Origin of the sequence: Streptomyces sp. JH14, assembly GCF_029428675.1 — a bacterium.
Classification (GTDB): Bacteria; Actinomycetota; Actinomycetes; order Streptomycetales; family Streptomycetaceae; genus Streptomyces.
Genome location: NZ_JAJNEL010000002.1, coordinates 1 through 23,930 on the forward strand (window position 1 = coordinate 1; position 23,930 = coordinate 23,930).

A 23,930-nucleotide genomic window follows, 5' to 3' on the forward strand; every position below is an offset into this window, starting at 1 on the left:
GTTCTCACGTACCGTCAGGCCCCGTCCGCCCCGCCACCTGCCCTGCATTCGGCCCGGGCTCCCTGCGCCCCGGCCGGACTTCGAGCGCGCGTGCGTTCACGAGTCCCGACTTCGCATCACCACATGAGCGGCCCCCTTCAACGACGATGGGAAAGTGATCCACTCCACTCGCGGAAATTTTGCATACGGTATGGAGTAGACCGTATTCTGGAGACGGGCCACCCCTGTGTCTAGAGGCTGCACGCCTTCTTTCTGGCTCTCACGTCCCGCGCCGATGCGACGGCTCGGCGATACGTTGCCGTGACCGTGCAGCCCAAGGCAGTTGACGGCCTCGCAGATGTGGGGCATCCCGTGCTGATTCCGGGTTCGGGCTGCCGGCCGCCCGAAAGGGCTTTGTGGCCGCCGCCGTCGGGGATGCGACCGAGCTTCTTGACGTCGATGTGGGCCAGTTCGCCGGGCCGAGCGCGTTCCTGAGGGCTCACCGGTGGCCCGGTCCAGTACGGCGAGAACGGGCAGGCCATGACGTCGCAGGATCCGGTGGGCGGTGGAGGCGGCGACGCCGGCACGGGCCGCCGGCCGCAGCGGGCCGATGCGGTGTGCGCGCCGCAGACGGATGACCTGTTCCTCGACGGTGACGGGTGCGCGCAGGGGCTGGTGGTGTGGGCGGCTGGAGCGGTGTTCCGTTCCTGCCAGGCCGTGCGCGCGGTAGCGGCCGGCCCACCGGGCCGCGGTGGTGCGGCTGACCTGGAAACGTTCTGCGGCCCGCCGCAGTGGCCAGCCGTCTTCCACGGCGCACCGGGCCAGACGCAGCCGGCCTGTCGGAGTCAGCGGGCCTTACGGTGGGACACGAGGGCCGCCTGACGAAAGGCCCTGGCGCCGTGGCCGCGGCGACGGGCGCACCTGACGCTGGTTCCGGCGAAACCGCCCCCGTCGGGCGATGCCGGCGCGGAGGCGTGCCTGGAATCCTGGTCGGGAAACCAGGCACCGCCGGGCGTGTGGGTCAGAACCACTCGGCCCGGCTGTCCGCCGCGGTGCGGTCCAGGCTGTCGAGCAGGTCGAACTGGGGCTCCGTTCGCGGGAGTTCCGCGCGGAAGAAGTACCGGGCCGCCTGCCGCTTGCCCTCGTGGAAGTCGTCCGCGCCGTCCTTGAGCGCGAGGAACTGCTCCAGCCAGATCCAGGCCAGCACCACGTGGCCGACGGCTTCCAGGTAGACGGAGGCGTTGGCCAGGGCTGTCGACGGATCTCCGGTCGACCACAACCTGGCCGTGGTCCGCTCGACGCGGGCCGCGGCCTGCTCCAGCCGGGCGGCCAGCGCAGCCGCCTCGCCGTCCGCCGCCGTGGCCCGGGCGATGGTCGCCGAGACGGTCTCCAGCAGCAGCCGCAGCCCTGCGCCGCCGTCCATGACAACCTTGCGGCCGAGCAGATCCAGTCCGTGGATGCCGTGAGTCCCCTCGTGGATGGGGTTGAGGCGGTTGTCCCGGTAGAACTGCTCGACGTTGTACTCGCGGGTGTAGCCGTAGCCGCCGTGCACCTGAATGGCGAGGTCGTTGGCGGCCAGGCACCACTGGGAGGGCCAGCTCTTGGCGAGGGGAGTCAGGACGTCCAGCAGCAGTCGGGCGCGAGCGCGCTCGGGCTCGTGCTCGGCGGTGCGCTCCTCGTCGAGCAGGCGGCTGCAGTAGAGGCTGAGCGCGAGGGCGCCCTCCACGTAGCTCTTCTGCGCCAGCAGCATCCTGCGCACGTCGGTGTGCTCGATGATGGGGACCTGCGGGGCGTTCGCGTCCCTGCCCGTCAGCGGGCGGCCCTGCGGGCGGGTGCGGGCGTAGTCGACGGCGTGGAGATAGCCGGTGTAGCCGAGCGCCGTGGATCCGAGTCCGACGCCGATGCGGGCCTCGTTCATCATGTGGAACATGTACGCGAGCCCGTGGTGGGCCTCGCCCACCAGGTAGCCGACCGCGCCCGGGGCGCCGCCCGGGGTGTGCCGGCCCTCGCCGAAGTTGAGCAGCGTGTTGGTGGTGCCGCGGTAACCCATCTTGTGGTTGAGACCGGCGAGCACCACGTCGTTGCGCTCGCCCGGGCTGCCGTCCGGCTCGACCAGGAACTTGGGCACGATGAACAGCGAGATGCCCTTCACGCCCGCCGGCCCGCCGGGGATCTTGGCCAGCACCAGGTGGACGATGTTCTCGCTGAGTTCGTGATCGCCCCCGGAAATCCACATCTTGGTGCCGGTGAGCCGGTACGTCCCGTCTGCCTCCGGCACCGCCCGGGTGGTGATGTCGGCCAGCGAGGAGCCGGCCTGTGGCTCCGAGAGGCACATGGTGCCGAAGAAGCGGCCCTCGACCATGGGCCGCACATAGGTGTCGACCTGCTCCTTGCTGCCGTGCGCCAGAAGCAGGTTGGCGTTGCCGATGGTGAGGAACGGATACGCGGCGGTGCCGACGTTGGCCGCCTGGAACCACGCTGTGCAGGCATTGGCGACCACGGTGGGCAGCTGCTGTCCGCCGACCTCGTAGTCCATGGCGGCGCCGGTCAGGCCTGCCTCGGCGAAGACCCGCAGGGCCTCCTTGACCTCCGGGATGATGTGCACCCGCTCGCCGTCGAAGCGGGGCTCCTCGGCGTCGTTCTTCTTGTTGTGCGTGGCGAAGTGCCGGTTCGCGATGGACTCGCTGAGGTCCAGCACCGCGTCGAAGGTGTCCCGGTCGTGGTCGGCGTAGCGGGGGCGCCGGGTCAGGGCCGTGACGTCCAGCCAGTCGTGGAGCAGGAAGTCCAGGTCGCGGCGCGAAAGCAGGAGGGAGTCCATGGTCGGGGGTCCGATCGGGGAGGGTGGGTGGGGACGTGGGCGGCGCTTCAGACAGTGGTACCGATGCCGCCGTCGACGGGGATCACCGCGCCGGTGACGTACGCTCCGGCTCGGCTGCACAGGTAGACCGCCACCCCGGCCATGTCGTCGGGGCGGCCGATCCGGCGCAGCGGGGCGGCCTCGGCCACGGCGTCCCCGTGGGCCCTCAGCGTGGCGGCCATCATCTTGGACTCGAACGGACCGGGGGCGATCGCGTTGACCGTGATGCCCTGCGGGCCGAGTTCCCTCGCCAGTACGCGGGTCAGGTGGTGCAGTCCGGCCTTGCTCGCCGCGTAGGAGTAGGCCGGCAGCGAGCTCACGTGGAGACCGTCGATGGAACCGACGTTGATCACACGCGCCGGGTCGTCATGGGAGCCGCCCTCGCGCAGCAGCGGCAGAAGTGCCTGGGTCAGCAGGAAGGGGCTGCGCAGGTTGAGGTCCATGACCTTGTCCCAGCCGCCGACCGGAAACTCGTCCAGTGGTGCGCCCCACGTCGCGCCGGCGTTGTTGACGAGGATGTGGAGCCGCTCCTCCCGTTCGGTGATCTCCGCGGCGAGCCGGTGGCACTCCTCGGCCTGTGACAGGTCCGCGGGCAGGGCGATCGCCTCGCCGAGTGCGGAGAGTTCACGCACGGCTTCCTCGCATGCCGCGGCATTGCGGGAGCTGACGTAGACCTTGGCACCGGCTCCGACGAGACCTCGGGCGATCATCAGGCCGATGCCGCGGGACCCCCCGGTGACCAGGGCGGTTTTACCGGAAACGGAGAACAGCGAGGTCACGGTGGCTCCAGGAAGCGGTGATCGGAAGGATACGGATTCCGAGAGACTAAGCGGTCGCTTAGATCGCGTCAACATCGCCGGCCACTGCCCGGGCCACATCGACGGCACCGCCTGGTCACGCCCGGCACGGTCCCGTTCGTGGGACGCGAGGACGAGGTACGGGCCCTGCCCGCCGTTCTGCGGGAGGACACCGGAGGGCCTCCGGCGGCGGTGGCCCTGTACCGTCCGCCGGGCGCGGGCAGGACCACGCGCTATCTGCGCCTGGCCGAGCAGCTGCGTGACGCGTTCCCCGACGGAGTGCACTTCGCCGACCTCGGCGGGACGGACGAGCATCCGCCCAACGCGACCAGCGTCATTGCTCACCTTTGTGAGGGCAGGAGGAGCCCCACCTCCGGGCATCACTTCACGCCTGAGTTTCCGCGCAGTCGTCGCCCCAGTACGAGTGGCGGATGTTCACGGCCGCATCAAACTTCCTGCGAACTTCCTGGAGTGGCGGAGGCCCGCCGGAAGAAACTGCTGACGCAGCGCCGCAGCGTGTGGCCACATCGGCCGCCACCGTACCCGAGCACAGCACGCCCCTCCCCGGACGCTGCAGCCCGCTCACCGCGCCCCGAGGAGGCACCGTGGTTCAGGACCTGTCCCTTACCCGACCGGCCGACCTCGCACTCGGCACGCGTACGGACCGCGCGGCGGCGCTTCAAGGAGGAGGAACGGCCTTCGACCCGACGCGCCGTGTGGGGAACGCCCGGAACGCCGGAGATCGCACAGACTCCAAAGTCACTCTCACGCTTCTGCACCCACGCGTGAGCGGACCGGCGCCGGTCCGTGAGGGGCTCGGCATGCCGGCCGACCCGTGTCGCGCGGTGCCGGTGCTGCGCGGCAGGGAGCAGGAGTTCGCCGCGCTGACCGGTCTGCTGGAGGACGCGGAACGCGGAAAGGGGGGTCTGCTCCTCATCGAGGGGGCGCCGGGCTCCGGGAAGACGCGGTTGCTCGAAGAGGCCCGGCTCGCGGCCGGGCGCCGGGGACTGCGCGTCTTCCACGGTGGCGGCGATCCCGAGGGGCACACCGTTGCGCTGGGTCCGATCCTGCAAGCCTTTTCCTCCGGGAGCGATCCGCTGTTCGACGCGCGGCAGCTGAGCGATGCCACGCAGTTGCCGAACCAGGGGTTCTGGATCCTGCAGGAGATCCGCGAACGTCTGGAGCGGGCGGCGATGGCCACCCCCCTGGTCGTTCTCGTCGACGATGTGCAGTGGTGTGACGAGACCAGCCTCCTCGCGCTGAGGAGCCTGCCCGAGTCGCTGGCAGGGAATCCCGTCGTCTGGCTTCTCGCAGCGCGCACCGCAGGGCTGTCGGGGTGCGCCCGCACGACGGTTTCCCGGCTGGCGAGAGAAGGCGGCCGGCGCATACGCCTGGGCCCTCTGGGCGGCGAGGCGATCAGGGAGCTCGCGCGTGACGCCCTCGGCGCCGTTCCGGACGAGGCCATCCTGGACCTGGCGTCACCGGCCGAGGGCAAGCCGCTGCTGCTGAGGGAGTTGTTCGAGGGCCTGCGGGACGAAGGCGCCGTGACGGTACGTTCCGGCCGGGCACGCCTGACGGGCACGCGGACACCCAAGCGCTTCAAGGAATCCATCCGGTACCGTCTGTCCCACTTGTCGGAAACGGCACGTCACTTCGCCGAGGTGGCCTCGGTGCTGGGCCGCTCCTGCTCGGTCGACCTGATGGTCGAGCTGCTCGAAGTACCGCTGGGTTCCCTCGTGGAGCCGCTGCAAAAGGTACTCGCGGCCGAACTCATGGTGGAGGTCGACGGGCGCGTGGCCTTCCGCCATGACCTGGTACGGGAGGCCATCGCGGGCCTGGCGCCCGCCCCCCGCCGACGGTGGCTCCAACGCCGCTCCGTCGACTTGCAGTTGGCCCGGGGGGTGCCGGTGACGGACGTCGCGGCGATGCTCTGCGAGAGCGCGGAGCCGGGAGACCGTGAGGCCGTGACTCTCCTCACGCACGCGGCTGCCGAACTGGCTCCTCGGGCGCCCGCGGCCGCCGCCGATCTGAGTGCCCACGCCCTGAGGCTGCTGCCCGAGGACGACCCGGCGCGGCCTCGGATGATCGCGGAAACCGTGTCGTTCCTGTGGCTCGGCGGTGACCACGGCCGGGCGCTGGAGCTCGCCGAGTCGGCGTTTCGGGAGCCGGGTGCGCTGGACCCCGAGAGCGAGGCCCGACTGCGCCTGGATCTCGCCGGCCTCACGAGCCAGCAGTCCTTCGTCGAGGCCGTCCGCCAGGGACGGCTGGGCACGGCGGTCGAGGGTGCGTCCACCGGCCTCAAGGCCTACTCGCTGGCCCTCCTGGCGCTGAATCTGACCAGGGGCGGCTCCCTGGACGACGCTCACCGGACAGCTCTGCGCGCACGGGCACTGGCGCGGAGCGCGGGGCGGACGGCCGCCGAGGTCACGGCGCTCATCGCGGAATCGATCGTCGCCTTCGCCCGCGCCGACTGGGGGCGTGCCCGCGCCGCGTCGGACCAGGCGGTCCTGCTCGCACAGGAAGTGGACCCGGCGGAGATCCCTTACAAACCGGGAATGTGGCGGATCTATCTGCTCAGCAGCTGCGGGCTCGCGCAGCAGGCGGTGGACGAAGCGGACGCGGGAGTCCGGCTGGCCAGACGGCACGGCCAAGCGGCGTCGATGCACTTCTGGGCCATGGGGCGTGCACGCTTCCTGCTGGACGCGGGACGCCTGGAGGAGGCACGTGCCGAAGCCGAGGGCGTGGTGGCCATGGCCGAGGACCTCGGTTCCGCCGACTTCACCGACACCTCCGTCCGCTATCCCGTCGGCCTCGTCGCCATGCACACCGGCGAACGGCAGGGAGTGCGCAGAGCGGCACGTGACGCCGCCGAGATGATGCGCGACGAATCGGTGTTCGTGAGCCGCTTCGGCGCCTGGCTGGCCGCCCAGGCGGCCGAGTGGGAGGGGGACAGCAGGCGGGCCCTGGAGCTGATGCCCCCCGAGACGGAGTTCTTCGACACCGTGCATCCCGAGTTCTGCCTGCCGTTCGACCCGACGGACCAGCCGGTCTTCGTACGCATCGCGCTGCGCGCCGGTGACCGGCAGCGCGCCGCACAGGCGGTCGCGGTGGCCCGGCAGAGGGCCGAGGCCAATCCGGAGTTCGCAAGCCTCGCGGCGGCGGCCGCGCACGCACGCGGACTTCTGGAGGAGGACGCGGAACTGCTGGCCGAGGCGGTGGAGCTGTACCGGGGCAGCCAACGACCGATCGCCGTCGCCTCGGCGTGCGAGGACGCAGGGCGCGTCCTGCTGACGACGTCGCCGGTTCGGGCCGCTCCGTACCTGGAGAGGGCACTGCGCCTGTACGAGGAGTGCGGCGCGGAATGGCACGCCGCGCGTGTCAGGCGCCACCTCGCGGCGGCGGGCAGCCGGACGAAGCCGGCGGCACACGCCCGGAACCGTTCCACAGGCTGGGCCGGCCTCTCGCGAGGGGAGCTGCAGGTGGTGCGGCTGGTGGCGGCCGGAGCGACCAACCGCGAAGTGGCCGAGCGGCTCTTCGTCTCGCCGCACACGGTGAACACGTATGTCCGGCGGTCCTTCAAGAAGTTGGGCATCACTTCCCGGATCGAACTGGTGAAGATCGCGATGGAGCACGACCAGGAAGTCGCGGGCGCCGCCTGAACCCATGCGGCCCGGCATCCGGTGCGGCGGGCGGTGGTAGCACTCGTGGGTGGCCCGCCGCACCGGATGCCGGGCGGGCAGGCGCGGTCGCGCCGGCCCTCATCCCTGACGGCTGCGCTCCGCCTCCGACAGGCCTCCCCAGACGCCGTACGTCTCCTTGATTCCGAGGGCCATGCGGGCGCATTCCTGGCGTACCGGGCAGCCGCCGCAGATACGGCGGGCGCGCTCCTCCCGCTCACGGCGCCGACGACCGCGCTCCCCGGAGGGCGAGTAGAAGATGGAGCTGTCCATGCCCCGGCAGGCAGCGAGGCGCTGCCAGTCCCACAGGTCGCCCATGGGCTTGAGCCAGGTCAGGTGGCTGGTTCGTTGCATGAGCCCTCCTCACGCTCGTTCGTATCGGTACGTCATGGAGCCTGGCGCCGGCCGGAGACCGCCGCATCCGTCGCATGACTGACGACTCGACCGGGGCCTGACGGCAAGATCGGCCGGGTCGGGCGAACTCCGGTGAGTCGATTGACGGATGTGAGGGTCTCCCGGTCCCGGTGATGATCGGAGGCGGGAGGTCCGGCCCGTTCGTGGCCGTACCCCGATGCCGTCCCGAGAGGAAGTCCCCCATGAGCTCCACCGTGAAGGTCTCCGTCATCTACTACTCGTCCACCGGCTTCAGCGCCGAGATAGCGAAGGAGATCGCCGAGGCCGCCGAGAAGGCGGGAGCCGAGGTCCGGCTGCGGAAGGCCGCCGAGTTGGCGCCGGAGGCCGCCATCGCGTCGAACGAGGCGTGGGCCGCGCATGCGGCGGCCAGCGCAGGCGTCCCCGTGGCCACGCCGCAGGACGTGGAGTGGGCCGATGCCGTGATCTTCGGTACGCCGACCCGTTTCGGCAACGTCTCCTCACAGCTCAAGCAGTTCCTGGACACGCTGGGCGGCCTGTGGGCACAGGGCAGACTGGCCGACAAGGTCTACAGCGGATTCGTCACCACCGCCACCACGCACGGCGGTCAGGAGTCGACGCTCCTCGCGCTGTACAACTCCATCCACCACTTCGGCGGCCTCGTGGTCGCTCCCGGCTACACCGACCCGGTCAAGTACATCGACGGCAACCCGTACGGCACCTCCCACGTGGACGGTCAGGGCAACAACCCGGTCGGGCCGCAGACGCGCGACGCCGCCCGACACCAGGCCGAGCGTGTCGTGCGGATCGCGGGCGCGCTGAAGGCGGGGCTGGCCGCCTGAGAGGCGGCCGGGCGAAGGGCTCGTGCCCGCCGGCCACGGGGATGCGGGCCGGGCCCTTCCGGTGCTCGGCCCGCCACGCCCGGCAGCCCGCGTCGGGCCGCCACTCGACCGGTGCCGGGACCTGCGACGGCAGCGGCGGGCACGGATGGTGGCCGACGAGGATCCGGACAAAACCCACGTGCGACCGGCCTCGCAGGCGGAGAACTACCCGTCCTGAGCCCGGAGTCGGCAAGGAGGCCGGGCGAGGACGGCAACGGCCTGCCGGCGCCGGACGGTGCGCGGAGGCCGCTCACCGATGGCCGGGATCGCCCTCCCGGTCCGCGCGGGCGCCGGGGTCCCGATCCTGGCGAACGGGCATGTCGCCGCCCTCGGGCGCCCAGCAGGGACGGCGCAGCGGACCGCGCAGCCTGCCCATGACCTCCGCGGGCGAGCCGTCGATGACGGAGCGGGCGGGGAACACGCTGCGCTGTTTGACGCACGCGCCCGTGCCGACCAGGGACTCGGCGCCGATACGGCTCCAGCCGTCGATGAGCGCGCCCGCTTCCACCACGGTGCCGTTCTCCACATGACAGCCCTGGAGAATCGTGCCGGGCCCGATCACCACGTCGTCCTCGATGACCAGGTCACTGCCGGGCAGTGGGCGCAGCACGGTGTTCTCGAGAATCGTGACGCGTGCACCGATCCGTATGGCGCCCCGCGAACCGCCGACGACACGCACCCCGCCCGCGATGATCGTGTGCTCGCCGACGACCACGTCGCCCACGAGTTCCGCGCTGTCGGCCACCAGGACCGAGGGCGCCACCTGAGGTGACACACCGCGGTACGAGTAGTGCTGGCCCAAGGGTGCTCCCGAAACGATCGCCGCCGGCTTGATGTGCCGGATGTCGGTGTCCGGATCGTAGGACGTCTTCCGCGCGGAGTTCGCCGCCGGGCCGGCGAACCTGCCCCAGCGACTCCGGAGTTGTGCCCCATGGAGCAGCCGGGTGGTGGATCGCTCTGCTTCGGCACGTCGGAACGGGGCAGTCCGTGGCACGCCGCCACGGGACTCCTTCGTGGTGTGCGTGATCGCTGTGCCGGTCAGCGGCCGGCCGCCGTGACCCTCTCGGCGAGGCGGGCTCCAGCCCATCGCGCGGCTTCGCTCCTGGCGTGCTTCGTGCGGCCGTGCGCGAGCCGCTGTCGCCCGACCGAGGCCTGCCTCCGACGCCGGTGCACCGGAGCCGGGCTGTGCCGTGTCCGTGCGTGCCGGTCCTCGGAACAGCCCCGTCGGGCGGTCACTGCGGCTCCAGTACCGACGGAAGCTGTCCGCGCGACGCGACCCCGACCTTCATGAAGACACGCGAGAGGTGGCTGGCCACCGTGCGGTGCGTCAGCGCCAATTGCCACCCGATCATCTGATTGGTCAGACCGGCTGCCGCCAGGCGGGCCACCTCCGCCTCCCTGGGGGTGAGACGGAACCGCGCCGCCCAGTCCGGGTGCGCCGACGCCGTCGCCTCACCGGCGGCGATCAGCTCGGACGCTGCGCCACGCGCCCACGCGTCCGCGCCCAGGGCGGTGAAGGAGTCGCGTGCCTTCTGAAGATGCGTGCGGGCTTCCAGCACCCGCCGCTGCCGACGGAGCCACTGCCCGAAAGCGAGCTCGGTGCGGGCCAGTTCGTAACGCAGCGGTGCGCTTCGGGCCGTCAGAGCGTCCATGAAGTGGCGCTCTGCCTCGTCCCCCTCGCTCAGCAGCGCACGTGACCGGGCCACGAGGTGCCCCACCAGTGGTGATCCGACGCCGCGGTTGACCTCCGCCACCCGCCGCACCTGGTCGCGGACCTCGTCCGCGCGGCCGGCGGCGACGGCGGCGGCGACGTAGTCCCCCAGTGCCCAGCCGGCGGCGACCGGGTGCCAGGCGTCACCGGAGTCGGTCGAGAGCATGCGCAGTTCCTCGAAGGCGTCCTCCGGCCGGCCATGGGTGAGCGACATCAGACCGCGCGCCCACCGGGCTCGGGCGGCCAGCATCTGCAGGCGGCGGGGCAGGGCGTAGGAAAGGATCTCGTCCGTGAGCACCTGGTGGCCCTCCTCGTCGCCCGTCCACGCCTGTGTCTGGGCCACCCCGGTCCGGAACGCCAGGTGCGCGCAGGTGTCCTCGGCCACCTGGGCCCAGTAGATGCCGAGGTCCGCATCCTGCTCCACCGCGGCCCTGCGGCCCAGGAGGACGTGGGCGATCTGCAGGTGGATGAGCACGGTGATGGCGGTCCCGAAGTGTCCCAGCTTCGCGAGGGGACGCAGGATGTGGCTGCCGATGAGATCCGCGGTGACCGGATCGTCGAGGGCGGTCGCAGTGACCACGTGGGCGACGGCGTGCCGGAGGCTCTGCGGCCGCGCTCCGGCACCGTGCTCGGCCGCGGCCGCGTCGAGCAGCGTGCGCGCCCGTGCGCCGTAGGCCGCGCGGTCAGTCCAGCACAGGGCCGCCAGGAGATCGGGATCGTTCTCCCGCTCCGGCTCGCCGAGTTTCGCCTCCAGCGTCGGCCGCAATGTCCTGCTCCATGCGGGTGCGCACAGTGCCGGGGCGATCGAGCAGGCGACGGGTACGAACGGCGGGGGCCAGTGCGTACTCGGTGCGGCTGCCGAGCGCCGCAGCAGGGAGACGGCGTGTTCCGGAGTTCCGTCGGTGCTGTAGGCGACACGCGCCTCCAGCGCGCAGACCTCCGCGGTCAGTGACGCGGGCATGGGGGCGGCCATGAGCCGGCCGACGAGGCGTCGCAAGGTCCGTACCTGTCCTCGCACGCCGGCGGCATGGGCGGCCTCGGCCAGCCGTGCGGCCCGGCCCTCGGCGGTGGGACTGAGGTCGGCGGCCCGCTCCAGGACGACCGCGGCCTGGGGCAGGTCCGCCGTGGTGCCCTCCTCCAGTGCCGCAGCCGTGGCCTCGTCGGGGTCGGTGGATACGGCGGCGACGTGAAGGGCGCGCAGGTAGGGCATGTCGGCCAGGACATCGGCCAGCGCCAGGTGCACGGGCCGCCGTTGGCCGTGGGAGGAGCCCCAGTGGAGGGCGGACGGGAGCAGGGGGTGGGTGAAGCACAACCGCCCTTCGACGACCGACACCAGACCGGCCCGTTCAGCGGCGATCAGCCCGCCCGCTTCGATACCGCTCGCTTCCGCCGCCTCCAGCAGGACGTCGACACGGTCGGTGTGTGCCACGGCAGCCAGCAGGAGGAAATCGTGCGCCGCCGAGGGCAGCCCGTTCAGGAGCGAGCTCACGTCCCGCTGGAGGGACTCGCCCAGGGGCAGCCACGGTGCGAGGAGCGATGTCTCCGGCATGCCCGGGTCCCGCAGGGTACGGGCGATGCCGATGATGCCCGCCGGGTTGCCGCCCGCCTCCGCGAGTGCACGCGAGCGCAAGGGGGGCGGCAGGAAGCGGACATGGGTGTCCAACAGCCGCTCGCCGTTCGCGGGTTCCAGCGGACTCAGAACCAGCCGGGGAAACCGACGGGTGAACGCCCTTCCGTCGCCGCGCTGAGTGGCGACCAGGAGCGCCACCGGCCCGCGGCGCATCCCTCGTACCGCCGAGGTCAACGCTTCAAGTGACTGCGCGTCAAACCATTGGGCGTCGTCGAGGGCGATCATCAGCGGAACGGCGGCCGTCGCGTCGGTACTCCTGACCAGGGCTTCGACCAGCGCCGTTCCCGCCGTGAGGGGATCCTCGACGGCGGCGACGAGCTGGGTGGCGAAGAGGTCACCGATCTCGGGGGCCGCCGCCGGCTCCCGCTCGAAGGCGGGCAGACGGAGCAGGAGCTGCGTCAGACCTGCTCCGGCCACGTCTGCCTCGGCCCGGTGGCCGCTGACCTCGACGACCGTGAACCCCGCACGGCGGGCGAGTGCGGCTGCCTCCCGCAGCACGGCGGTCTTCCCGATGCCGATGGGGCCGGTGACCACGAGGACCTCTCCGGAGCTCGTCGCGCGGGAGAGAAACCGCTCCACTTCCCGCAGTTCGGTGTCGCGGCCTATCAAGTCGTCAACGACAGGCGGGCCGTGGACTTCCCGGACTTCCCGGTCTTCCCGGTCTTCCCGGTCTTCCCGGTCTTCCCGGTCTTCCCGGTCTTCCCGGTCTTCCCGGTCTTCCCGGTCTTCCCGGTCTTCCCGGTCTTCCCGGTCTTCCCGGACCCAGCGTTCGGACAGGTTGTTGTCATGGGGTGCGTGCACTCGTCCGCTTCCTCCGAATATGGCTGTGCCGGGCGCTGAGGCAAGGACCCCGACGGGTGGGGGAGTTCTCTTGCGAGCGGTGATGGGGCATCAGTGGGCAGGGCGGCCCTCGTGGTGTGGTGCGGCCTGGCCCAGCCGTCCGCCGCGCCCTGCGGCATAGGACATGTACAGGGGGGCGCGGGCTACCGTGAGTAGTCATCAGGTCGTAGCGTGCAGTCACACTACACAACGTGTTACGCCGAGCGCTTCGGCCGGGCGGCGCCCGACCGGCGGCAAGCCGCTCACCCAGGGGGCTTGACCTGCCGAAACACAACCCCTGCCGGTGAAAAGGGCAGCGAAAAGGGGAACGAAGGGGCAAGAGCGCGAACCGGCCGGCCGGTGGCCGCCGAGCGACGGAAGGCTCCCGCCGCCTCGTCCCGAGTGCGGCGGGAATCGTCCACCGGCCTGGGTGGCTGCCGGTGGGTCCACTCCTCGGGCCGGGCCGAGTTCCCGATGATGTCGACGACGTTCTCGCGCCGGTGGCGGGCGACGGGGCGTTCCGAACCGGTGGACACGGCGGCCGTGGTGGTGATCCGGATCGGTCGTGGTGTCGCGGATCGGTTCCCCGGCCGCTCGGGCCGGCCGGGTGCCGGGGGCCCGGTTCGCGCCACAGCTGGTCGGGTGGAGGACAGGGCGAGCACTCCTCATGGTCCGGTTGCGTGCGGCCTGAGCGGAATGCCTGTCTGTGCGGGTGGCACGCGCGGTGGCACCAGCCGAACGGCTTGTCGACGACTCGTTCACCACCACGACCAGCAGGAACATCACCTGTGGAGCCGCACAACGGTGAACGGTGTTTGTCGCACGACCATGCGATGCGCGTCGCTTGCTCTTGATGCCACGGTGTGTGTGACACCGGAATCGGATCTCGTCCGGTGGCATGTCACAACGAGGGGCGGCAGCCATGCAGACGACGACTTCTCCCGGGCCGGCACCGTCAGCCGGGGCCGAGCCTTCGGGCACCCGAGCACGCACGGCCATGGCCGAGGCGCTGGTGCGGGCTTCGGGCCTGCGCGGGTACCGCGATGTTCTGGGCGAGTTGGGCTCGGCTCTGGACGGCGCCCGGGACGGCCGCGGATCGGCGGTCGTCATCCGAGGGGGGCCCGGAAGCGGTAAGAGCACGCTGCTGCGGCGGACGGCGGACGTCGCGGTGGCCGAGGGGTGGCAGGTCTTTCAGATCTCCGGCGTCCCCGGCGGGGCGGGGCCGCCCTTCTCCGCGCTCCGGTCACTGGCCTATCCGGTGCTGAACGCCTCCCGTGACCTGCCCGCAGCGTTGCGCACCGCCCTGCTCGACACCGTGGCCGGCGGTGTGGGGGCCACCGACGCGCTGCTCGCCTACTCCGGTCTGCGCCAGCTCCTGCTCGCCGTCGCACGCCGTCGTCCCACCATGGTGATCGTGGACGACGGTCAGTGGCTCGATCTCGGATCAGCCAAGGCGCTGGCGTTCCTGGCGCATCGTCTCTCCGGGAGCCGCCTGGCACTGATGGCGGCCTCACCCCTCGACATCCCCGGCCCGCTCGACGGCAACGGCACCCTGGAGCTCGTGCTGACCGGCCTCGACGACCGCGCCGCCGACCTGCTCCTCACGGATCACCATCCCGACCTCGCCCCCGGTGTCCGGACCGCCGTCACGGCCACGGCCCAGGGCAATCCGCTGGTACTGATCGACCTGCCCTCCGCGCTCACGCCCGCGCAGCGCCGAGGAGAGGCGGCGCTGCCCGATCCGCTGCCCGTGGGGGTGACCGTGGAGCGGGCTCTGGGCGGCCCGTTCCGCGATCTCTCCGTCGACACCCGTGTGATGTTGTCGCTCCTCGCCACCGTGGACGGCGAGGCGACGAGGAAGGACGTGGTGTCGGCCGCCGAGGCTCTCGGCATCGATGCGGATGCTCTCGTCCCCGCGGAGAGGACCGGCCTGGTGACCGGCGAGCAGGTGCTTCGCTTCAGCACACCGGCCTACCGGTGTCTGGCCGAGGCCACGGCGCCCGCAGCCGTCCGACGTCTGGCGCGGTCGGCGTGGGCCGACTACGGGTACACCCAACTCGGGCAGACGCGGGACGGACAGGCGTCGGCCGCGTCCGGGGAACCTGCCATGAAGCGCTTCGACGCCTTGGCGCGGGCCGCCCTCGGCCGGAGGGACTGGGGCGCGGGGTTCCGGGCCCTGCAGCGTGCGGGGGACGCCAGTACACATCCGGAACAGCGCAGCCGGCGGTACGCGGCCGCCGGAGAGGCGGCCCTCAGGGCCGGGCGCCCGGACGAGGCACTTGCCGTCATCCGGGACAGGCCTGCCGTGGACGGCCCTGGCGGCGCCGACGGCTCCTTCGAACTCGTACGCACGTGTGCCGAGTTCGACACGGTGTGCCGTGTCGGGCGCAGCAGCGGAGAGCTGGCGGGCGCGCTGTCCTCCGGGACCGTGATCGGCTCCGAGGTGCGGGACGAGGCGGCTCTGCGCCTGGCGGAGACCGGCTCGCTCAGGCTCTCCCCCGAGCCCGCGAGGATCGCGCTGGACTGGCTGGAGCAGCACGACGGCGTGGGTGGTGAGCCACTCCGTATTGCCGTCACCGCCCACCTGGCCCCGGTGACGCGCGCGGCGGAGATCCGCGAGCGCCTGTTCGCCGCGGTCGGCAGGTTCCACGAGAATTCCGGCCTGTCCGATCCTCGCGAGCTGGTCTGGATGGCGGACGCCGCCCTGCGCATCGACGAAGCAGGCCTCGCCGACCTCCTTGTGACCACCGCGCTCAGACGACTGGATCCGAACGACCACAGCCGGATCCGGCACTGCGAGGCGTTGCAGGCGGACCTGATGCTGAGCGCCGGCCGGTGGACGGAGCTGCGCGACTTCGCGGCGTCCCGGCGGGAGAGGACGAGACGGGACGGCGGCGGCCGTCATGACATCGACGTAACCTCCCGGCTGCTCCTGGTGTACGCCTGCCAGGGCCGCTACGAGCAGGCCGAGACGCTTCTGCACGAGGTGTGCCGGTGGGGCGCCGAGCACGGATCGGCCCACCACCTCCATCTCGCCGAACACGCCGCCCTCCTGCTGGCGCTGGCCCGCGGAGACGACGCGCCGGCCCGTCAGGGCATCCCTGCGCCCCTGCCGGGGGGCGGCGACCCGGTGACCAGTGCCGAGGCGCGCCGCGCGTACGTCGACGTGATGCGGGCCGCCCTGGCGCAGGGGGATACCGGGGCGGCGCGCGACCTGCACGCGCGTGCGTCGGCCCGCCGGCTGGAGGACGTCTCCGCCGAGACGTCCTTGGCGGTACGGCACGGAGCCGCCCTCCTCGCCGCATACGAGGACGCGGCAGACGCCGACGAGCGGTTCCGTCGTGCGCTCGAAGCCGCTTCCTCGTCGACGCGGCCCTTCGCCCGGGCACGTCTCGCCCTGGACTACGGGAGGTGGCTGCGCCGGCAACGGGAGACGGCGGCGGCACGCACCCAACTGCGCGCGAGCCAGGACGTCTTCGTGCGCCTCGGAGCGGTGCCGTGGCGGGACATGGCCCTGGCCGAGCTGCGTGCGATCAGCGTCAGCGCGCGGGACACGGCCGCGGGCACCGTCCAGAGTCCCGGCGCCGCCTTCCTGTCCGCACAGGAGCGGAGGATCGCCCGCCTCGCCGCCCAGGGCCTCTCCAATCGGCAGATCGCCGACCGCCTGTTCATCTCGCCCAGGACCGTGGGCTCCCACCTGTACAAGGTCTATCCGCGACTGGGCGTCAGTTCGCGGCGGGAACTCATGCACGCCCTGGGAAAGTTCGGTGATCTCACATGACGACCGGTTCCGCGGCGACCCTGCCCGTACCGGCTCGCCCCGGTTCCGCGGGGCGCACGCGCCTCACCGCGGTGCCGGTCCGCGCCGAAGGCGGCCACACGAACGACCCGATGACGTTCCCGGGGAGCGGACGGGAGCCGGCTCCTCTCACCGTCGCGGTGACCGCGGGGGACACCATCACGGCCGAAGGGGCCGAGGCGTACCTGCGAGGGGCCGAGGGGGTGCGCGTGGTCGACTGGGGAGCGTGGGACGGCGCCGACATCGCGCTGGTCCTGGTTCACCGGGTGACGGACAGGACCATCGGGTGGATGGAGCGCGTCTGCCAGGAGACAGAGGCGCGCGGCGGGCTGCCGATCCTGCTGGTGGCCGACGAGATCAGTGAACGCGATCTCGTGCGAGCGGTCCGCTACGGCCTCGTCGGTATTCTGCTCCGTCGCGAAGTGGGTTACGCCCGTGTACTGGAGGCCGCTCGAAGCAGCCTCGAGGGCAGCGCACCCATGCCGGCCCGGCTGGTCCGGTCGCTGGTCGAGAGCATGCGTTCGCTCGCCTCAGCCGTGCAGCAGCACGGAACCGACCTGTCCGGACGGGAGGTCGACGTTCTGCGCCTGCTCGCCCAGGGGCTCAGCACGGCGGACGTCGCCGCTCGGCTCAACTACTCGGAGCGCACCATCAAAAACGTGCTGCACGAAATGATAACGCGCCTCGGACTGCGGAATCGCACCCATGCGGTGGCCTATGCGATCAAGAGGGGGGTGGTGTGAGACGAACGGGGTCAATTCGTGCCCCGATGGCCGCTTGCCTGTGCAGTGACGGTGCACGGATGTAAATTCCCTATCCTTGCGTGGCGAGCCGGTCATTGCGCCGGGAATTCAGTAATGAACACGATGGATGGCGATGATCGGCAGTCAACTCCGGGCGCTACGCATGACCAAGGGGCTCAGTCTCCGCGCACTGGCCACGGCGGTCGGGGTGTCCCCGACCCTCCTGAGCCAGGTCGAGCGTGGCGTGACAGAGCCCAGTCTCTCCACACTTCGCAGACTCGCCGACGTGTACGCCGTCTCCGTCGCCGACCTGTTCTCACCCGACAAGAAGATGCCCACCGAGGTGAGTCGGCCCGGCGAGAGGCCGGTGCTGCTCAGCCCACGGGGAACAGTCCGCTACGAGCGGATCACTCCCAGCAACGGCGCCCTGGAGGTCCTGCGAGCGGTGCTCGAGCCCGGCGACGTGACCAGCCCGGAACCCTGGAGCCATTCCTCGGTCGAGTGCGCCTATGTCATAACGGGGTCCCTGACGGCGGATATCGAGGGAGTCACGCAAACGGTGCACGCGGGCGAGGCCGTCACCTTCGACTCGGGAATACCCCACCGCTATCTCAACGAGACCGACGACTCCGTGGAGTTCGTCATCTCCACGAGTCCGCCGGCCCAATAGCCCCGCGCACCGGATTATCTGCCCCAAAGGGAGGGTCTCTTGCCCGAAGGGGAAGGCGTGGCGTGAATTCTGGGGCGAAACAACCAGTTTGTGGTCAGGTGGTTCCGGAGTACTCGCTCCATGACGACCCGGCATGTCGCCGCACTGAAAGGCGCACTCTCCATGTCCGTAGTAAAGAGCCCGCTCTCGGAGGAGAACCGACGGATCGCGGGCGACGCACTGCAAGGTGCCCTGATCGATCTGCTCGACCTGTCGCTGGTGGCCAAACAGGCCCACTGGAACGTGTACGGCCCTCGCTTCCGGTCGATACACCTGCAACTGGACGAGGTCGTGACCGCTGCTCGCACCTACGCGGACACCGTGGCGGAGCGGGCGGCGGCCATCGGCGTGAGCCCGGACGGCCGTGCGGCGACCGTCGCCAGGACCAGTGGTCTTCCCGGCTTTCCCGAGGGCTGGATCTCGGACCAGCAGGTGGTGGCGGTGCTCGTCGAGGCCTACGGCATGCTGGTCAATCGGATGCGCTCACGCATCGAGGCCACGGAGAAGGCCGACGCGGTCTCCCAGGATCTGCTCATCGGGCTCACGGCCGAACTGGAGAAGGAGCACTGGATGTTCCAGGCGGAGAACCGGGGATAGCCACTCCCGCGGTATGCGCCGAGGGCCCGCTCCGGTGCGACCCGGCGGGCCTGTCCGTCTGACGGTATATCGGCGGCGGTTCGCACGGACCGTCCCTGCCTCACGCAGGCCGCCGACCCGCACGGAAAGCACGGTGGCATATTCCAAACCCCACGCTTCTGGTCGGATCACCCTCGGTTAGGATGCCCGCACCGGGGGTGGAGAGGCGGCGGTCCGTGCGCGATGCGGGTTCCGATGGGGGAAGGCCCGACAAGGGAGAAGACGCCGGAGACCGGCGCCCGCGCGCTGCCGACGGGTGGGAACCTCCGCGCATCCGCGGCCGCGACGACGTCCTCGCGCTCGTACAGAAGTCGCTGCGACGGCTGGAGAGCCGGCACGGCCCAGAAGTCATCGTCATCGAGGGAGTGCCCGGCTCGGGCAAGACGCGCCTGCTGGAGGAGGTGTGCGTGCTGGCCCGCACAGCGGGCATGCGCGCCTTCAAGGGCGGCGGTGACCCGGAGGGGCAGCTCGTCCCCATGGCGCCGCTGCTCGACGCGTTGCTGGCCACCGATGCGCCCGTCCTGGACCGCTCGGCCCTGCGGGCCGGGGCCACGGTGGCCGACCAGCGCTTCTGGCTCCTGCGCGAGATCCAGGACCGGCTGGAGCGGGCGGCGTTGGAGCAGCCGCTGGTCATCGTCGTCGACGACGTCCAATGGTGCGACGAGGCCACGCTCGCGGCGCTGCGCGCGCTTCCGGAGCGGCTGTCGGGCCATGCCGTGATGTGGGTTCTGGCATCGCGGGGCGAGGCGCCGGACCACGTCGAGCGGACACTCGGCCGGTTGAAGGAGGCAGGGGCGAGAACGGTCGCGTTGCCCCCCTTGGACAGCGGTGCCGTGGCGGACGTGGTGGCCGACCTGCTGTCGGCCACCCCTGGACCCGATGTCCTGTCGGCCGCACGAGGTGCCGAGGGCCGCCCACTGCTCCTCGTCGAGCTCGTGCGGGGCCTGCGGGAAGAGGGCTTGATCGTCATGGAGGGCGACAGGGCCCGGCTCCTCGGCGGGCGCATCCCTCTGCGCTTCCGTGAGTCCGTCGACCAGCGGCTCCAGCAGGTGTCCCCCACCGCCCAGGAACTGGTACGGGTCGCATCCGCGCTCGGCCGTGAGACTCCGATCGGCCAACTGGCCGAGATGATGGACCGGAAGCCCGCCGAGCTCCACCCCGCCGTGCGGGAAGCGCTCGCTTCGGACCTGATGACGGGTGACGGGGTGCACCTGCGCTTCCGGCACGACCTGATCAGGGAGGCCGTGAAGGCGAGCATTCCCACGACGGTCCGGCGGCTGCTGCGCCGCAGAGCCGCGGAACTTCAGCTCCGCCACGGCGTACCCGAGGTGGAGGTGGCCCTGCTCGTCGCGGAGAACGCGGAACCGGGTGACCGCTGGGCCATCGACGTACTGCGCCGCGCAGCCGCCGAACTCTCGTCCGTCGAGCCGCACATGGCGGCCGAGATCAGCCGCAGCGCCCTGGACCTGACACATGACGGAACCGCCGAGCGTGGGCTGCTGCTGGCCGAGACGGTCCATCTGCTCTGGCAGAGCGGACGGGCCGCCGAGGCGCGAACCATGGGCGGCGAGGCCCTCGAAGGTCTGCTGGATCCGGAGGCCGAGGGCCGCATCCGCCTCGGACTGGCCATGGCCTCCAGCCAGCACTCGTTCACGGAGGCGGTGCGCCAGTGCCGTGACGGACTTTCCCTGCCGGCGCTCTCCCCCGGTCTGCGAGCCCGGCTCCTCGCCGTGCTGTGCGTCGCCCTCGCCAGCAGCGGCGAGGTCCAGGAGGCCGAGCGCACGCTCCGGCCCGCCCTGCACGCCGCGCGGGAGACGCAGGACCTCTCGGCGGAGGCATCGGTCCTGTCCATCGAGTCCGTGGTGCGCTTCTACCATTTCGACATGGACCTGGCCCTGCGCAGGATCGAGGAATCCCTCGAGATCGCGAGCCGTCTGGACGGGCCGACGCTGTCACTGCCCCACCTGTGGCGGAGCATGCTCCTCAGCGCCGTCGGCGAGGCCGACAGAGCTGTCGAACTGGTCGACACGCAACTGCGGCAGGCGTTGACGGACGGCGAGGCCGACCTCACGCGCACGCTGCTCATGACCCGCTGCCGGCTCCTCCTCGACGCGGGCCGGCTGTCGGACGCCCGGGCCGAGGCCGAGGCCGTCCTGTCCATGGTCGACGAGCTCGGGCCCGGTGACTTGGTGGACGCCACGGCCCGGTACACCCTCGGCCGTGTCGCCCGGCATCGGGGAGACCCGGCGGGCGTGCGCGCGGCGGCCGAACAGGCGCGACGGATGCTGGCTGACGACTCGGTCCTGATGCGGAACACCGGCGCCTGGCTGGGAGCCCTGTCGGCGGACGCCGCCGGTGATCGCGAGGCCGTCGAGCACTGCACACGGTACGCGGCCGAGTCCTTCGAGCACCTCGGTCCCTCCCTGGCCGGCCCCGAGGATCCGACGGACCACGCCCTGTACGTGCGGATCACTCTGCGGGCCGGTCTGCGGGACCGGGCGGAAGCGGCGACCCGCACCGCGGAGCGGCGCGCGGCCGCCGGCCCGCGGTATCCCGTCCTCGCCGCCGCGGCCGCGCACGCCCGGGCACTTCTCACCGGTGACGTCCCGCTGCTGCGGCGAACGGCCGACCTGCTGGAGGGAGGCTCGCACCGGATCGCACGAGCCTCCGTGCTGGAGGACCTGGGGGTCGCGCTGGCCGCTGCGGGGGACGCGGATGCCGTCGGCCGCCTCGACCAGGCCCTGGAGCTGTATGCCGAGGCGGGAGCGGACCGGGACGTGGACCGGGTTCGGCGCCGTCTGCGGGACATCGGCGTGCGGCGTGGTTCTTCGGAGGGCGAGAGGCGTTTCGGCCTCACCGCGTCCGAACTGAAGGTCGTACGGCTGATCGCGCAGGGCGCCACGAACCGGGCAGCCGCCGAGGCGCTCTTCCTCTCGCCGCACACCGTGAGTTCCCACCTGCGGCACGCCTTCGCCAAGCTCGGTGTCAACTCCCGCGTGGAGCTTGCGCGTGTCTTCGCGGAGCTGGAGGACGACGACCGCACCGGCCCGGCCGGATGACAGGCACCCGTCCTGGTCGACAGCCGTCGGCCAGCACGCCCGGGCCACGTGAGCACATGTCCCGGGAAGCGCCGGATGTACCCGGTGCGAGCGTCGAGGTGGCGCTTCCGGTACGTAGGCACTCGTGCACGTCGGGGTACGGCTCCACGTCGACCGGGTGGTCGCAGAGCAGTCGGATCCCGTCGTTGCCGGGCGGTCGAGCAGTGCCCGTTCGCGGTCCGGGTTCTGGCCGAGCAGTCATGTGACAGATGCCGAGCGCCCGCGAACGGGGAACTCTTGAAGCGGCAGGGCAGCCACCCCTCACCTCTGGTGAGGAACCCACGGAGACCTGTCCGCGGGTCACCACGCACGCGGGCTCGTCCCCGAGGACGTTCGTCCGCCTTCCTCTCCCGGTGCCCCCGCGGCCGGGGCGGGAGACGAGCTCCCGTGGGTGGTGGAACCGGTCGTCATCCCGGGTCGGGGTGCCGCTCGTCCTGCCGAGGTGGCCCGGCCCCTGGCTTGAGCCGGGCCGGGCCACCGGACCAAGCGTTGCAGGCGGGCGAGTACGGCCGGCACGGCACCCATCACAGGCGGACGGACAGCCGGCCGAGCCGTCGGAACATCCGTCGGCCGGCCCTCCGCCGCCGTGCCCGGCTCGCGCGGCAGACGAGAGAAGCCATGAACAGGCCGTTCCCGTCGGCGCGCTGGGCGACGGCTACCGGGTGATCACCGAGCCCGTGGCCGACGAAGACTCATATGGCCTGCTGGGCTGCACCCTTGGGGGCCCGGCGCAGGCGGGCTGATGCATGCGGGCACCGTCGCGATGGCGGCTGAGGTGCCACCGGAACACCCGTGGCAACGCCGTACCCGCGTTTCCCACCACGAGCGAGATCTGTCTGAGGCTGCCGGAGGAATGCGTACGGTCTCCGGCTCCGCATGCCTGCCCGGCACGGGCCGGGCAGGCATCGGTCAACGCTCCAGGAGACTGTCGGCGAGGGCATCCCAGTCGAGCAGCGCGCTCTCGCTGCCTTGGGGAACCAGCACGTAGGTACTCTCGAGCCACCGCCGTATCTCCGGCAGGCCCGCCTCGAACGTGGCATGACCATCCGGTCGTTCGAGACTGAAATACACGTAGGGACGCGGACTGTGGCGACGGCAAGAAGGCCACACCTTGAAGTCCCCCTCACCGCTCGCCGCCTTTGTGCCGGCGAACAAGAGGTCCCGCGACACCACCCAGGTGATGCAGATCCCGGTTTCCAGGATGAGATCGATCCCCACCGCGAACGGATCGTCGAGGCTGTAGCGGAAACGGCAGCTGATCGTCTTGCGTTCCCCGAGTGTGAACAACGGGCGGATGTCCGTGAGGAGTTCGGGAACCCCTTCCCAGGCGGTGATGTGCGGCTGCTTGTCGGCCATGTCATTGCTCCCTTCCCGGCCGGCGGATACCTCACATGGTGTGGTGGCGGCGCCCGGCAGGCATCGGTCGAACGACTGGCTGCCTCGAAGCGTGTCGAAGGCTTGGCCCGCGGTGCCGCAATCGATCGGCCCGGCCCCACCATGGGCGGTGCCGGGCCGACGTCGTCCTGCGGAAGGACGGGCGGGAGGAGGAGTGGAGTGCTCAGCCCTCGGAGGGCACAGGTCCTTCCGGAGCGAGGAGAACGGCCAACTGGCCGGCGTGGGCGACGGCGTCGCTGACGCGCGGGTTGAAGAAGGCCGCGACCGCGCCCCGGTGGTGGGGGCTGAGAACCAGGAGATCGGCCTGCTGCTCACGTGCCGCCTGCAAGATCGCGGCGGGAATCCGGCCGGTCAGGGCGTTGATGACCTCACCTTGCGCACCGACTCCCTCTTCCCGGAGCGTGGCGAGTGCCTCGCGGAGCACCTCCTCGGCCTCTGATTGCTCCTCGACAGGCACGACGGTGTCCCAGGCGAGCATGGTTGCCGCGATGTGCACGACATGAACCTTGGCGCCGGTCAGGCGGGCCATCTCGGCCGCCATGCGTATCGCGGAGTGGCGGGCGGGACTCGGATCGACAGCAACAAGGATGGTGTGGAACATGGATGTCCTCCGTGAGGCGTGGTGGGGTCGGCAATGTTCGAGCCAGGGTCGGCGGTCGTCGGGGGGTTCCGCGTGCCGTTCCCGTGGCGTGAGGGACTGCTTGCCGCGGCATGTGAACTGCGTCGGCGGGCGCCGGCGCAGGACGACGGCGACGACGGCGACGACGGCGATGACGGCGGTAGCGGAGAAACGGGGCCCGGCGGGACGGGCAACGCGGCCACGGCGC

At 71.3% G+C, this 23,930-nt stretch carries 16 protein-coding genes and 1 pseudogene; 9 read left to right on the forward strand and 8 right to left on the reverse strand.

Annotated features, from left to right (window positions below; translation table 11 throughout):
- Positions 1 to 386: 386 nt before the first annotated feature.
- From LRD69_RS29670 to LRD69_RS29680, 3 genes and pseudogenes are all read right to left on the reverse strand, one after another.
- Positions 387 to 828, reverse strand: a pseudogene (locus LRD69_RS29670) (leucine zipper domain-containing protein); the annotation flags it as partial.
- A 172-nt stretch (positions 829 to 1,000) separates the two neighbouring features.
- On the reverse strand, positions 1,001 to 2,797 hold the full coding sequence (locus LRD69_RS29675; protein WP_277329930.1) for an acyl-CoA dehydrogenase: 1,797 nt from the start codon (positions 2,795 to 2,797) through the stop codon (positions 1,001 to 1,003).
- A 47-nt stretch (positions 2,798 to 2,844) separates the two neighbouring features.
- A complete protein-coding gene (locus LRD69_RS29680) occupies positions 2,845 to 3,615 on the reverse strand; it encodes an SDR family oxidoreductase (RefSeq protein WP_277329931.1) in 771 nt (256 codons plus the stop codon).
- Between the two features lie 803 nt (positions 3,616 to 4,418).
- Here LRD69_RS29680 and LRD69_RS29685 point away from each other — a divergent pair.
- Positions 4,419 to 7,292, forward strand: a complete 2,874-nt coding sequence (locus LRD69_RS29685) for an AAA family ATPase (RefSeq protein WP_277329932.1) — start codon at positions 4,419 to 4,421, stop codon at positions 7,290 to 7,292.
- 99 nt (positions 7,293 to 7,391) lie between these two features.
- Here the strand turns inward: LRD69_RS29685 and LRD69_RS29690 are convergent, their stop codons facing one another.
- A complete protein-coding gene (locus LRD69_RS29690; RefSeq protein ID WP_277330163.1) occupies positions 7,392 to 7,628 on the reverse strand; it encodes a WhiB family transcriptional regulator in 237 nt (78 codons plus the stop codon).
- A 278-nt stretch (positions 7,629 to 7,906) separates the two neighbouring features.
- Here LRD69_RS29690 and wrbA point away from each other — a divergent pair, with 278 nt between their 5' ends.
- On the forward strand, positions 7,907 to 8,524 hold the full coding sequence (gene wrbA, locus LRD69_RS29695; RefSeq protein WP_277329933.1) for an NAD(P)H:quinone oxidoreductase: 618 nt from the start codon (positions 7,907 to 7,909) through the stop codon (positions 8,522 to 8,524).
- Positions 8,525 to 8,585: 61 nt separating this feature from the next.
- The gene (locus tag LRD69_RS29700; RefSeq protein WP_277330164.1) at positions 8,586 to 8,741 is read left to right on the forward strand and encodes a DUF2630 family protein; all 156 of its coding nucleotides are present in this window, start codon (positions 8,586 to 8,588) and stop codon (positions 8,739 to 8,741) included.
- Between the two features lie 72 nt (positions 8,742 to 8,813).
- Here LRD69_RS29700 and LRD69_RS29705 read toward each other — a convergent pair whose 3' ends face one another.
- Positions 8,814 to 9,365 carry a gamma carbonic anhydrase family protein gene (locus LRD69_RS29705; RefSeq protein ID WP_277329934.1) on the reverse strand — a complete coding sequence of 184 codons (552 nt, stop codon included), beginning with the start codon at positions 9,363 to 9,365 and terminating at the stop codon, positions 8,814 to 8,816.
- 430 nt (positions 9,366 to 9,795) lie between these two features.
- Positions 9,796 to 12,513, reverse strand: a complete 2,718-nt coding sequence (locus tag LRD69_RS29710; protein ID WP_277329935.1) for a LuxR family transcriptional regulator — start codon at positions 12,511 to 12,513, stop codon at positions 9,796 to 9,798.
- 21 nt (positions 12,514 to 12,534) lie between these two features.
- Between LRD69_RS29710 and LRD69_RS29715 the strand changes: the two genes are divergently transcribed.
- The 6 genes from LRD69_RS29715 to LRD69_RS29740 all read left to right on the forward strand — a co-directional run bounded on the left by LRD69_RS29715 (position 12,535) and on the right by LRD69_RS29740 (position 21,669).
- A complete protein-coding gene (locus LRD69_RS29715) occupies positions 12,535 to 12,744 on the forward strand; it encodes a hypothetical protein (RefSeq protein WP_277329936.1) in 210 nt (69 codons plus the stop codon).
- A gap of 976 nt (positions 12,745 to 13,720) precedes the next feature.
- Positions 13,721 to 16,504 (forward strand): LuxR family transcriptional regulator, encoded by a 2,784-nt coding sequence (locus tag LRD69_RS29720; RefSeq protein ID WP_277329937.1) that lies wholly within the window; start codon positions 13,721 to 13,723, stop codon positions 16,502 to 16,504.
- Positions 16,501 to 17,265, forward strand: coding sequence for a response regulator transcription factor (locus tag LRD69_RS29725; RefSeq protein ID WP_277329938.1), 765 nt, complete (start codon positions 16,501 to 16,503; stop codon positions 17,263 to 17,265). The genes LRD69_RS29720 and LRD69_RS29725 overlap by 4 nt, the downstream gene beginning before the upstream one ends.
- Positions 17,266 to 17,398: 133 nt before the next feature.
- Entirely contained in the window at positions 17,399 to 17,935 is a 537-nt protein-coding gene (locus tag LRD69_RS29730) for an XRE family transcriptional regulator (protein WP_277330165.1), read from the forward strand.
- Between the two features lie 162 nt (positions 17,936 to 18,097).
- Entirely contained in the window at positions 18,098 to 18,571 is a 474-nt protein-coding gene (locus LRD69_RS29735) for a DNA starvation/stationary phase protection protein (RefSeq protein WP_277330166.1), read from the forward strand.
- A 215-nt stretch (positions 18,572 to 18,786) separates the two neighbouring features.
- A complete protein-coding gene (locus LRD69_RS29740) occupies positions 18,787 to 21,669 on the forward strand; it encodes a LuxR family transcriptional regulator (RefSeq protein WP_277329940.1) in 2,883 nt (960 codons plus the stop codon).
- Between the two features lie 948 nt (positions 21,670 to 22,617).
- On the opposite strand, the gene LRD69_RS29745 is transcribed toward LRD69_RS29740, so the two are convergent.
- Both LRD69_RS29745 and LRD69_RS29750 read right to left on the reverse strand, forming a co-directional pair.
- Positions 22,618 to 23,064 carry an SsgA family sporulation/cell division regulator gene (locus LRD69_RS29745; protein ID WP_277329941.1) on the reverse strand — a complete coding sequence of 149 codons (447 nt, stop codon included), beginning with the start codon at positions 23,062 to 23,064 and terminating at the stop codon, positions 22,618 to 22,620.
- Positions 23,065 to 23,266: 202 nt separating this feature from the next.
- Entirely contained in the window at positions 23,267 to 23,704 is a 438-nt protein-coding gene (locus LRD69_RS29750) for a universal stress protein (RefSeq protein ID WP_277329942.1), read from the reverse strand.
- Positions 23,705 to 23,930 lie beyond the last annotated feature (226 nt).